We start from the raw sequence: 11221 nt of genomic DNA, 5'->3' as shown, positions 1-11221 counted from the left end.
ACCCAAAATAAGTACTAACACTTAAAATATAGCAGCTCATTTTCATTTGTCAGGTATCACTAACAATACTAATTCCACAAAAATATGAGGGTTTAATCCTAACCTTACTGCAGTATACAGCTAAAAATAGTCATCGACTTGTTCTGCTATAATTAAAGATGACCTTTTGTAATTTATAACTTTAAACTTGAAAGGAAGATAATATGTTAAAAAAAATCAATTTCCTCATTTGCTCATTAGTTGTTGCTTTCACATTAACTGCCTGTAATACCACTAAAGGTGTTGGTGAAGATATAGAAGCAGGAGGAGAAGCAATACAAAGAGCGGCCCAATAAACATTAATGCTCTTATTTCAAATGCTAGAGGGTATATTTATTTTGAATCCTCTAGTATTCCTTATTCATTTAACGAGACTCTAATTTGTATTTTATTTTCTGTATTGCTTACACTTTATTCATGTAAATCCTTTATAAAGAGTCTATGCTGATAGTGTACTCTAACCTATTGTATCAGTTTATTTTTCCTTGATATTTGGGGCTTTTCTTTGCTTTTCAGTTTTTCTATAAATAAAAGCCATCAGCTATTAACTGAAGGCCTAAGAAACTACAAAAAAATCAGATTTTAATAATGCCACTTTTAAAGTGGAACCATGTTTTTCTCACATTCCTGCCGAATTTGCTCAAGCGCAGTTTCCCACGCCCATGTTTTCTAACACACGTTAATATACGGCCATCACTATCAACGACTTGACCTTATTCAAATAGATAAACCAATCACACTGGCATTGACATAATTTCTTGATACGCCGCCACCAGCTTATTACGCACTTGAATACCCATTTGTAAACTTAAACTGGCTTTTTGCATATCGACCATTACATCATTCAAGGAAATATCTTGCTTTCCTAACGTGAAATTTTCAATTTGCTTGGCAGAATCATTACGTGTTTTATTAATTTGATTTACAGAAGCAACCAGATGGTCAGCAAATCCAACTGGCTCTATTGCTGGTTTTATTGGGTTAGTGGCTTGGGTTGCCACGACATTTAATTGTGAAATAACCCCTTCAATGGCTTGAACTGTCATTCGATTCTCTTCTTATTAATTATTGTGAATTTTTCACTAACCTATATTGGCCAGCTTACCCTATCACACCCTTTTTAACTTGAAGCCGATAAATAACACCAATTTTATAGGCTGATTCCGTCATTAGATTCCCGCAAGACAAGAAATAATAGCAAAGTGAAAAAGTGACGTTACGAAGAGGGAAATAACATTGTTTCACCAAAAGTATTTTCATCCGTCTAGTAGTCTGCCAAGCAGGGAATATTTATGAGTGCCGCATCTAAAGACACGGGGGAGGCCAAAAAGGGTTTTGCCTCTATAGTTGAAAGGATTAAAGCTGATCCTAAAATACCGTTAATGATTGCGGCGGCTGCGGCTGTTTCAATTATTGTCGCCCTTCTCCTCTGGTTACGCAGCCCTGACTACCGTGTACTTCTTAGCAATTTAAGTGCTAAAGATGGTGGCGATATTGTTGGCCAGCTAACTCAGATGAATGTGCCATATCAAATTGCTGATAATGGTAGCGCTATTTTAGTTCCTGCAGATAAAGTGCATGAATTACGTTTAAAGCTCGCTCAATCAGGTTTACCTAAAGGTGGCAATACGGGTTTTGAATTATTAGATAAAGAACAATTTGGTATTAGCCAATTTAGTGAACAAATCAACTACCAACGTGCGCTAGAGGGTGAACTCTCTCGAACTATTGAATCATTAAGCCCAGTACAAAGTGCTCGGGTACATTTAGCGATTCCTAAACCGACCTTATTTGTGCGTGAGCAAAAGCTGCCAACAGCTTCGGTGACGGTCGGTTTATTACCAGGAAGAATGCTCGATGAGGGGCAAATTAGCGCCATTGTGCATATGGTATCCAGCAGTGTCACAGGATTAACTGCAAGCAATGTCATTATTGTTGACCAAGCGGGCCGTTTACTGACCAATAATGATAATAGCCAGCAGTCGGTTAATAGTGCGCAAATAAAAATGACCAAAGAGATGGAGTCGCATCTCAAACAGCGTATTGAAGATATTTTGTCCCCTCTCGTGGGGCGCGCCAATATCCATGCACAGGTTACCGCGCAAATGGATTTCTCTAAAGTGGAGCAAACTTCAGAGGAATATAAGCCTAACCAAACGCCAGATAGCGCTGCTATTCGTTCCCGCCAAAATAGCCAAAGTATGCAAAATAACAATGGTGGAACAGGTGGAGTACCAGGAGCGCTTTCAAATCAACCCGTTAGTGCACCAAATGCACCAATTGAAACCAATAAAGACAATAAAGACGGCACTCAAACAGCAAATAACCGTAATAGTGTCTCAAACTCACAAAGCGATGAAACTACGAATTACGAGGTAGATCGCAAAATTAGCCATACCCAACGGCAAATTGGTGTCGTTGATAGGCTCTCGGTCGCAGTTATTGTTAATTACCATTCACAAGATGGCGAAAATGGTCCAGAAATGAAGCCATTGCCGCCAGAAATGCTGCAACAAATTGAAGCATTGACACGCGAAGCCATGGGTTTTTCCACTGCACGAGGTGATTCCCTCAACATTACTAATTCATTGTTTACCAATGAGACGCCTGTTGAGGAAGAACCATCGTTACTGGAAAGCCCACAATTTATTGCTCAGCTTCTGGATTACGGAAAAATACTGCTTATTGCCATTATTGCTTGGTTTATGTGGCGTTTTGGTATCAAACCACAATGGGTTAAATACCGTAAGACACAGCAAGCTCAAGCCGATGCTGAAGTTTTCGTTGCAACACAAATGAAAACCCCTCTCGTGGTTGATGAAGTGATTGATGAAGATATGGATGAGCAAACGCGTCGTCGTCTAACTCGTCAACGTGTTAGCGCAGAAATCCAAAGCCAACGCATACGTGAAATGGCAGAAAAAGACCCACAAATCGTGGCAATGGTTATCCGTCAGTGGTTAGGAAAATCCCAATGAGTTTAAGTGGAACAGAAAAAAGTGCCGTCATGTTAATGACACTCGGTGAAGATCAGGCTGCTGAAGTGTTTAAGCACCTGAACCCTAAAGAAGTTCAGCAATTGAGTATGGCGGTGTCAAACATGCGCCAAATCTCAAATAATGAACTGGCGGAAGTGTTAACGGAATTTGAAGAGTCCGCAATTCAATTTGCGGCGCTTAATATTAACACCAACGATTACCTACGTTCTGTATTGATAAAGGCTCTGGGCGAAGAACGTGCTGCGAGCCTGCTGGAAGATATCTTTGAAAAACAAGAAACCACCTCAGGGATCGAAAGCCTCAACTATATGGAACCACAAACCGTTGCCGATATTATTCGCGATGAACATCCACAAATTATCGCCACCATTTTGGTTCATTTAAAACGCAACCTTGCAGCAGATGTACTTGAATTATTCGAAGAGCGCCAACGCAACGATATTATGCTACGTATCGCCACCTTTGGTGGCGTACAACCTGCGGCATTAGCGGAATTGACTGAGGTATTGAACAATTTACTGGATGGTCAAAACCTCAAGCGCAGCAAAATGGGTGGCGTAAGAACCGCGGCAGAAATCATCAACTTGATGAAAAGCCAGCAAGAAGAAAGCGTTATCGATGCAATGCGTGATTACGATGGTGAACTGGCTCAACGAATTATTGATGAAATGTTCCTATTCGAAAACCTTATCGAAGTGGACAATCGCAGCATTCAACGTATTTTGCAGGATGTTTCGACAGACTCGCTGGTTATTGCCCTCAAAGGCAGCAACCAAGCTCTACGCGACCACTTCCTCAACAATATGGCCGCTCGTGCAGCGGAAATCGTACGCGACGATTTGGAATCTCGCTCTCCTGTACGTATGTCTCAAGTGGAAAACGAACAAAAAGCCATTTTGCTTATCGTTCGTCGTTTAGTCGAAAAAGGCGAAATCGCTATAGGTGGTGGAGACGACGTTTATGTCTAAGTCAACAATTCCAAATGACCAATGGCAACCTTGGCAGCTTCGTGAGCTTAATCAATGGGATCTCAACTCAGGCATTCCTGCATTAAGCGATGTTCCTGAACCTGACGCCCCCAAAGTCCCATGCCTTGAGCCGAAAGAAGTGTTAGAGCAAATTAACTTGCTCGATAACATAAAAGAAGATGCGCAGCGCACCGGCTACCAACAAGGGCATGAAAAAGGCCAGCAAGAAGGTTATCAAGCTGGCTTTGAACAAGGCTTGCGTGCTGGAGAAGAGCAAGGCCGTGAGCAAGCGCTCGCTATGCAACAACCCGTAATTGAAACATGGCAAAAATTGCTGTCTGAGTTCAATTATTCACTCGATACCTTTGATACGGTGGTGACCACTAAGCTGTTGCAGATAGCGTTGACCGCCGCTAAGCAAGTCTTAGGCCAATCTACCGTCTGTGATGGTACGGCATTACTGGAAGAGATCAGTCATTTACTCCAGCAAAAACCAATTTTTGCTGGGCAACCTGAGCTGCACGTCAATCCAAATCATTTTGAATTAATCGAGCAGCATCTCGGTTCCCTACTCAACTTGAATGGCTGGCGCTTAGTGGCTGACCCTAAACTGCATATCGGTGGTTGCCGAGTCGTCGCAGAAGACGGTGAAATTGATATGACTGTGGCGACACGCTGGCAAGAATTGTGTCGTTTATATGCACCGGAGAGCTTTTCATGACGGCACGATTGGGACGCTGGATTGCCTCGTTGGACGATTTAGAATCGCGGATGAAAGGGATCCCGATGGTGCGTCGTTATGGCCGCCTCACAAAAATCACTGGCTTAGTGATGGAAGCCGAAGGTATTAAAATGCCTTTAGGGGCAACCTGCTTTATTGAGCGCTCTATTAATGGCGGTTCAGACGAAGTGGTATGTGAAGTCGTTGGTTTTAACGGCCCAAGAATGTTATTGATGCCCCTTGCTGACCTTGAAGGAATTGCTCCTGGTGCACGTGTTTATGCGCAATCAACTGGCGATGACGGGCAAACTAGCCGCCTATTACCCATTGGTAATGAGTTATTAGGCAGAGTACTTGACGCGCAAGGTAATCCATTAGACGGAAAAGGCCCATTGGAGGTAAAAACACGTGCTCCGTTAATCACTCCACCAATTAACCCATTGGAGCGAACGCCCATTAGCAGTGTATTGGATGTGGGCGTTCGTGCAATCAATGCGTTATTAACGGTTGGTCGAGGCCAGCGCATGGGGCTATTTGCAGGCTCTGGTGTGGGGAAAAGCGTGTTACTTGGCATGATGGCACGCTTTACGCAAGCCGATATTATCGTAGTCGGGTTGATCGGTGAACGTGGTCGTGAAGTCAAAGATTTCATTGAAAATATTTTAGGGGCTGATGGCTTAAAACGTGCTGTTGTCGTTGCAGCACCAGCCGATGTGTCCCCTTTATTGCGCATGCAAGGCGCCTCTTATGCCACTCGTATCGCTGAATATTTTCGCGATAAAGGTTTAAGTGTGCTGTTGATTATGGATTCACTCACCCGCTACAGCATGGCACAACGGGAAATTGCCTTAGCCGTAGGTGAACCACCAGCAACGAAAGGCTATCCGCCTTCTGTATTTGCCAAATTACCAGCATTAGTTGAGCGTGCAGGGAATGGGAAAAATGGTGGGTCAATTACCGCGTTCTATACCGTTTTAACGGAAGGGGATGACCAACAAGACCCAATTGCTGACTCGGCTCGCGCCATTTTGGATGGCCATATTGTTCTTTCACGTTCACTGGCAGAGTCAGGGCACTACCCTGCGATTGATGTCGAGGCATCCATCAGCCGAGCAATGACGGAGCTCATTCCTAAAGAGCATTACCGAAAAATTCAACGTTTCAAGCAGTTAACGTCTAGTTATCAACGCAACCGAGATTTAATTAACGTCGGTGCGTACGCCATGGGCAGTGACCCCATGTTGGATACAGCAATTCAATATTACCCACGGATGTCGAAGTTCTTGCAGCAAGATATTGATGAGCGATGTGATTATCAAACCGCGTGCGAACAGTTGACTCAAGTGGTTCCCAACGAATAACGAGGGGATAAATGGCCAAAAATAATGCCTTAACAACATTACTCACCTTAGCTGTTGAAGCCTCGGAAGAAGCGGCGAAAGTGTTAGCTCAAGTACGCCAAACGCATACACAAATGGCGCAGCAGCTGAGTATGTTGGAAAACTATCAATCCGAATATCGTCAAAAACTCAACCAAACCTTGCATACAGGCATGGAATCGGATAAGTGGCAGAATTATCAGCAATTTTTGGTCACATTGGAGCTGACCATCGAGCAGCAGCAACAGCAACTGAATTTATGGGAGCAACGCGTTAACGAAGCTAATCGTCACTGGCAAGAAAAACAACAACGTGTCAATGCGTTCGATACATTAATTCAACGCGCTGAACATACTGAATACCAACGTCAAAACCGCTTAGAACAAAAGCAAATGGATGAGTTTGCTCAACGAGCGACTTTACGGAGACCTCAATAAATGGACATCAACGCCCTGAATATGCCAGCTTCGTCATCGACAAAAAATGGCAATCTACCACAAAATGAATCGCGCGCTGATGAAAATCAAGCCCCTGCTCTTCCCTTTCAAGCCATGCTTGATAGCCAGCAACCTATTGAAAAACAAAACGTTACTAATCAACCTGTTAATGAAGAAGCTCTTAATAAAGACATTGTCGACAACAAATTGGCAATAGCGGGTAAAGAAACGATAGAGCAAACCCAAGCTGGACAAAAAACGGCTGAAAGTGCCATAGAACAGCTCAATTTTAGCCGTAACTTACGGGCAGATAGTGTACAAACTGCCCTTAATACTGACTTATTGACAGGTAAAGACGCCAACGAGCAAGCATGGTTAAATAGCTTGAAACAGTCATTAGCAGGCCAAGTACAAACCGCGGCGAATACTACAATCCGAACTGAAGCTCATCCAGCTTTAGGGGCATTTAGTCAAAAAATGCAACATCTAACGGATAATGCGAATGGCATCATTAATCAAGATGATGGCAAGCATCTTGAGGGTTCACAGCTACAGTTGGCAGGCGAAGAAGACAGCCCAAAGCTTGGGGTATTTATTAAGAATGAAAAAGAAGAACGTCGTGACCAATCTCTTTTTCCCCTTGATAACCCAAAAGATATACGTGGCAAAAATTTAACTACCGATTTTATGGCATTGAATAAAAAAGTGAGTGATAAAGAACCCGTATTAAACCTACAAAATGTTTCAAGCGATACCCTAAACCAAACCACAAAAGGTGCGTTTACCTTACAAACTGAAACTGGTGCTTTTACTACCACATCGTCACAACATACAACAACTGCGCCGATTAGCATGATGCCAACTACATCAACGGCCCAAGCGGCAACGATGAATGCACCAACCTCTACACCAACTCTGCATTTAGCCAGCCAATTAGGCAGCGAAGCATGGCAGCAGCAATTAAGCCAACATATGCTGTTTTTCTCTCGCCAAGGGGTTTCTCAAGCGCAAATTCGTTTGCATCCTGAAGAGTTAGGTTCACTAAATGTGCATTTACGTATCGAAGATAACCAAGCGGTGATGCATTTTGTGTCACCACATAGCCATGTACGTGCCGCCATGGAGTCGATGATGCCAGTGCTACGCAGTGCATTACAAGAAAGTGGTATTCATCTCGCTCAGGGCTCTGTTGGCCAAGATAACTTGAACCACCAATCTGATAGCTCGCAGCAAAATACCCACCAACACGATGGACAAATTCAAGCCACACATCCATCCGTGGGGGCTGTCGGTATCAGCGAAGCGAATGCCACTGTTACACCAATAACAACGGCATCACGACAAGGTGGAATTAACACTTTTGCATAATAAATAAACAAATTGCGGTAATTTCCTAGCTAAAGCGCCGAGTTACCGCCTTTTTGTTTCGTTTTTCACTCCTTTAACTCTTGGCAACCAAGCCATAATGCTAGAGATCATAACGTAAAAACCCATTTGGGTTTAGCATCCAAGAAACAGGAATTCAGCTAAATGTCGTCGAGCAAAAAATCAAAAAGTTCCAATAAAGGGTTGCTTATTCTACTTACCCTTATCGCCCTTGCTGGTGCAGGGTTTGGGGGTTATACCTGGTGGACGACACAACAAGGCACACAAACGGCGAATGAGGAAGAAAAGCGTCCGAACATGCCACAACCTATTTTTATGGAATTAGAGCCATTTACCGTCAATTTAACCGGTGCTGCCGATGCGCCGGATCGTGTGCTTTATATCCATGTGACCTTGCGACTGGCGAATGAAAAATCGCGTAAACAACTTCATGAATACCTCCCTGAAGTACGTAGCCGTATGTTACTGCTGCTTTCAGAGCAAAAAGCAAAAAATATCGAGACGCATGAAGGTAAGTTGCAGTTAATGAAAGATATCAAGCAAACTCTTACCCCTACCCTGATCCCGGGGGATACCGATCAGGATATTTCTGATGTGTTATTTACTACTTTTATTCTGCGGTAATATTCATGAGCGATAATATTTTATCTCAGGCCGAAATTGATGCGCTGCTTAATGATGATACGCCATCAAGCAGTACGCCTGTGCCAGAGACTCAAGGGAAAGATAATGTTCGCCCTTACGACCCGAACACTCAACGTCGGGTTATTCGTGAGCGAATGCAGTCTCTCGAAATCATCAATGAACGTTTTGCTCGCCAGTTCCGTATGGGTTTGTTCAATATGCTACGCCGCAGCCCAGACATTACAGTAGGCGGAATTAAAATTGAACCTTATCATGAGTTTGCGCGTAATTTACCGGTACCAACCAACCTCAACTTAATTCATATGCCTCCGTTACGCGGTACGGCATTGTTTACCTTTGAACCCGCACTAGTTTATATCGCTGTCGACAACCTATTTGGTGGAGATGGTCGCTTCCCTGTACGGCAAGAAGGTAAAGAGTTTACCAATACTGAACAACGCATTATCAATCGCATGCTCAAATTAGCTTTAGGGGCTTATCGCGATGCTTGGAAACCAATTGCTGATATTGAAGTGGAATATGTACGTTCTGAAATCCAAGTCAAATTCACCAATATCACTACCTCTCCTAATGACATTGTGGTGACCACACCGTTTTTAGTGGAGATAGGCAATACCGTTGGTGAATTCAGTATATGTATTCCAATTGCCATGATCGAGCCATTGCGTGAGCGCTTGATTAACCCACCAATGGAGCAAGGTCACCAAGAAAATGAAACTTGGGTAACCAATCTTGTTACCCAAGTAAAACGCTCTGAACTTGAATTGGTTGCCAACTTTGTTGACATTCCAATGCGAATTTCTCGCTTACTGCAACTGCAAAAAGGGGATGTGATCCCAATTGAGAAACCTGACCGCCTCATCGTTAATGTTGATGGTGTTCCCGTATTAACCAGTCAATACGGTACTCAAAATGGCCAGTATGCATTGCGTGTAGAACATTTGATTAACCCTGTATTAAACACTCTAGATGAGGAAAGTACCAATGAGTGAGGCGAAGAACTCTCCTGATGCATCAACCAATCACGATAGTGAAGACCTATGGGCTGAAGCGCTGGAACAGCAAAAAAAAGCGGAATCCGCCTCAGCTGGTGCACAGGCTTTCGACAACTTTGATGGACAAAACCCGCTAAATCAGCTGTCCGATATCGATATGATCATGGACATCCCAGTGCGTCTTTCTGTTGAATTGGGTCGCACTAAAATGACCATTAAAAAGTTACTGAGCTTATCCCAGGGTTCAGTGGTTTCTCTGGATGGCTTAGCGGGTGAGCCGCTGGATATTTTAATCAATGGCTATTTAATTGCACAAGGTGAAGTGGTCGTGGTTTCAGACAATTACGGTATTCGTATCACTGATATCATCACGCCTTCTGAACGTATGCGCCGTTTAAGCCGTTAATTAACAACGTGAGTCGCTAATAATGGCAATATCCAATCAAACTGAGCAGGCACCGACATCTGTGCCTTTTTTATCAACAACCGTTTCCTCAAGTGAACCTAATGCGCCGGCTATTGACCATAATGATAGCTTAACGCAGATATCCGGTACTTTAGGGGGGATTATTTTATTGATATTAGCAGGGGCTTGGTTGGTGAAAAAATTAGGATTTGCGCCAAAAAAAATAGGCAATGAGCAAATCATAAAAGTCAAAAGCCGCTGCTCATTAGGAAATAAAGAACGTATTGTGGTGGTTGAGGTGAATAATGAGTGCTTAGTATTAGGTGTTACCACACAAAATATCAGCCTGTTACACCAATACTCATCAGAACCTGAAAGCACAACGGGATTGCCAGTTGAACCGCTCACATTTCAGTCTTTATTAAAGAAAAAACAAGAGGCTGCAAAATTTGCAGCTTCAGTGACATCTATGCATAAGTAATCGGAAGCACTCAATGTTACCTCTAAAATCTCTTTTCACGATTACTGCGCTCTTGTTTTTACTGCCGAATTCAGCTTCTGCGGCACTACCTGCCGTTATTAGCCATTCTCTAGCAGATGGGGGACAAACTTGGTCTTTACCCGTTCAAACCCTATTATTTTTGACCTTATTAGGCTTTATTCCGGCCTTATTGTTAATGATGACCAGTTTTACTCGCATCATTATTGTTTTAGGTTTATTGCGTAACGCACTCGGAACGCCCTCCGCGCCTCCGAATCAAGTCTTACTCGGCTTGGCACTATTTTTGACCTTTTTTGTGATGTCACCCGTTGCTGACCAAGTTTACCGCGAAGCCTACCAGCCGTTTAGCGAAGACAAAATTAGCTTGGAAACTGCTTTAGAGAAAGGCACAGCCCCACTAAGAACCTTCATGCTAGGGCAAACGCGCGAATCCGACTTGGCCCTGTTTGCAAGGATAGCTAAAGTCGGTGAAATTCAAGAAGCGAAAGATGTCCCGTTACGTATTTTAGTGCCCGCTTTTATTACCAGCGAATTAAAAACCGCATTCCAAATTGGCTTTACCATTTTTATTCCATTTTTAATCATCGACTTAGTGGTTGCCAGTGTTTTAATGGCATTAGGGATGATGATGGTTCCACCTGCAACAGTTTCCTTGCCATTTAAATTAATGTTGTTTGTTTTGGTTGATGGCTGGCAATTATTACTTGGCTCATTATCGCAAAGCTTTTTTAATTAGGATTATTT

Annotated in this window: 13 protein-coding genes; 12 read left to right on the top strand and 1 reads right to left on the bottom strand. The window is 43.1% G+C overall.

Features of this window, described 5'->3' with window-relative positions:
* The first annotated feature begins 203 nt into the window (after positions 1-203).
* Positions 204-335 (top strand): entericidin A/B family lipoprotein, encoded by a 132-nt coding sequence (locus tag PR725_RS17080; RefSeq protein ID WP_109911171.1) that lies wholly within the window; start codon positions 204-206, stop codon positions 333-335.
* A gap of 438 nt (positions 336-773) precedes the next feature.
* On the opposite strand, the gene fliE is transcribed toward PR725_RS17080, so the two are convergent.
* On the bottom strand, positions 774-1085 hold the full coding sequence (gene fliE, locus PR725_RS17075; protein ID WP_004909916.1) for a flagellar hook-basal body complex protein FliE: 312 nt from the start codon (positions 1083-1085) through the stop codon (positions 774-776).
* A 246-nt stretch (positions 1086-1331) separates the two neighbouring features.
* Between fliE and fliF the strand changes: the two genes are divergently transcribed.
* The 11 genes from fliF (at position 1332) to fliP (ending at position 11213) form a co-directional block, all read left to right on the top strand.
* Positions 1332-3017, top strand: a complete 1686-nt coding sequence (gene fliF, locus PR725_RS17070) for a flagellar basal-body MS-ring/collar protein FliF (RefSeq protein WP_164528946.1) — start codon at positions 1332-1334, stop codon at positions 3015-3017.
* A complete protein-coding gene (gene fliG, locus PR725_RS17065) occupies positions 3014-4006 on the top strand; it encodes a flagellar motor switch protein FliG (protein ID WP_004909913.1) in 993 nt (330 codons plus the stop codon). The genes fliF and fliG overlap by 4 nt, the downstream gene beginning before the upstream one ends.
* Positions 3999-4727, top strand: coding sequence for a flagellar assembly protein FliH (gene fliH, locus PR725_RS17060; RefSeq protein WP_109911169.1), 729 nt, complete (start codon positions 3999-4001; stop codon positions 4725-4727). The genes fliG and fliH overlap by 8 nt, the downstream gene beginning before the upstream one ends.
* Positions 4724-6088: a flagellar protein export ATPase FliI gene (fliI, locus tag PR725_RS17055; RefSeq protein WP_004909909.1), complete on the top strand. Its 1365-nt coding sequence runs from the start codon at positions 4724-4726 to the stop codon at positions 6086-6088. The genes fliH and fliI overlap by 4 nt, the downstream gene beginning before the upstream one ends.
* 11 nt (positions 6089-6099) lie before the next feature.
* Positions 6100-6543, top strand: a complete 444-nt coding sequence (fliJ, locus tag PR725_RS17050; protein WP_004909907.1) for a flagellar export protein FliJ — start codon at positions 6100-6102, stop codon at positions 6541-6543.
* Complete coding sequence (locus tag PR725_RS17045) at positions 6544-7911, top strand: flagellar hook-length control protein FliK (protein WP_123382089.1); 1368 nt, start codon at positions 6544-6546, stop codon at positions 7909-7911.
* Between the two features lie 162 nt (positions 7912-8073).
* Positions 8074-8553 (top strand): flagellar basal body-associated protein FliL, encoded by a 480-nt coding sequence (gene fliL / locus PR725_RS17040; RefSeq protein ID WP_109911167.1) that lies wholly within the window; start codon positions 8074-8076, stop codon positions 8551-8553.
* A 5-nt stretch (positions 8554-8558) separates the two neighbouring features.
* Positions 8559-9566, top strand: coding sequence for a flagellar motor switch protein FliM (fliM, locus tag PR725_RS17035; RefSeq protein ID WP_004909898.1), 1008 nt, complete (start codon positions 8559-8561; stop codon positions 9564-9566).
* Positions 9559-9975 (top strand): flagellar motor switch protein FliN, encoded by a 417-nt coding sequence (gene fliN, locus PR725_RS17030; RefSeq protein ID WP_004255621.1) that lies wholly within the window; start codon positions 9559-9561, stop codon positions 9973-9975. The genes fliM and fliN overlap by 8 nt, the downstream gene beginning before the upstream one ends.
* 22 nt (positions 9976-9997) lie before the next feature.
* Positions 9998-10456 (top strand): flagellar biosynthetic protein FliO, encoded by a 459-nt coding sequence (gene fliO, locus PR725_RS17025; RefSeq protein WP_272569885.1) that lies wholly within the window; start codon positions 9998-10000, stop codon positions 10454-10456.
* A 13-nt stretch (positions 10457-10469) separates the two neighbouring features.
* Positions 10470-11213: a flagellar type III secretion system pore protein FliP gene (gene fliP / locus PR725_RS17020; protein ID WP_004909893.1), complete on the top strand. Its 744-nt coding sequence runs from the start codon at positions 10470-10472 to the stop codon at positions 11211-11213.
* Positions 11214-11221: the final 8 nt, after the last annotated feature.

This window comes from Providencia sp. PROV255 (genome assembly GCF_028478065.1).
In the GTDB taxonomy this organism is placed as follows: Bacteria; Pseudomonadota; Gammaproteobacteria; order Enterobacterales; family Enterobacteriaceae; genus Providencia; species Providencia rettgeri.
The sequence above is the reverse complement of the archived record's forward strand: the minus strand, read 5'-3'. Positions and strand labels throughout refer to the sequence as shown.

Excerpts from the sequence above, each read along its gene's own strand:
- PR725_RS17080 (WP_109911171.1), top strand. The coding sequence starts at position 204 with ATGTTAAAAAAAATCAATTTCCTCATTTGCTCATTAGTTGTTGCTTTC.
- fliE (WP_004909916.1), bottom strand. The coding sequence starts at position 1,085 with ATGACAGTTCAAGCCATTGAAGGGGTTATTTCACAATTAAATGTCGTG.
- fliF (WP_164528946.1), top strand. The coding sequence starts at position 1,332 with ATGAGTGCCGCATCTAAAGACACGGGGGAGGCCAAAAAGGGTTTTGCC.
- fliG (WP_004909913.1), top strand. The coding sequence starts at position 3,014 with ATGAGTTTAAGTGGAACAGAAAAAAGTGCCGTCATGTTAATGACACTC.
- fliH (WP_109911169.1), top strand. The coding sequence starts at position 3,999 with ATGTCTAAGTCAACAATTCCAAATGACCAATGGCAACCTTGGCAGCTT.
- fliI (WP_004909909.1), top strand. The coding sequence starts at position 4,724 with ATGACGGCACGATTGGGACGCTGGATTGCCTCGTTGGACGATTTAGAA.
- fliJ (WP_004909907.1), top strand. The coding sequence starts at position 6,100 with ATGGCCAAAAATAATGCCTTAACAACATTACTCACCTTAGCTGTTGAA.
- PR725_RS17045 (WP_123382089.1), top strand. The coding sequence starts at position 6,544 with ATGGACATCAACGCCCTGAATATGCCAGCTTCGTCATCGACAAAAAAT.
- fliL (WP_109911167.1), top strand. The coding sequence starts at position 8,074 with ATGTCGTCGAGCAAAAAATCAAAAAGTTCCAATAAAGGGTTGCTTATT.
- fliM (WP_004909898.1), top strand. The coding sequence starts at position 8,559 with ATGAGCGATAATATTTTATCTCAGGCCGAAATTGATGCGCTGCTTAAT.
- fliN (WP_004255621.1), top strand. The coding sequence starts at position 9,559 with ATGAGTGAGGCGAAGAACTCTCCTGATGCATCAACCAATCACGATAGT.
- fliO (WP_272569885.1), top strand. The coding sequence starts at position 9,998 with ATGGCAATATCCAATCAAACTGAGCAGGCACCGACATCTGTGCCTTTT.
- fliP (WP_004909893.1), top strand. The coding sequence starts at position 10,470 with ATGTTACCTCTAAAATCTCTTTTCACGATTACTGCGCTCTTGTTTTTA.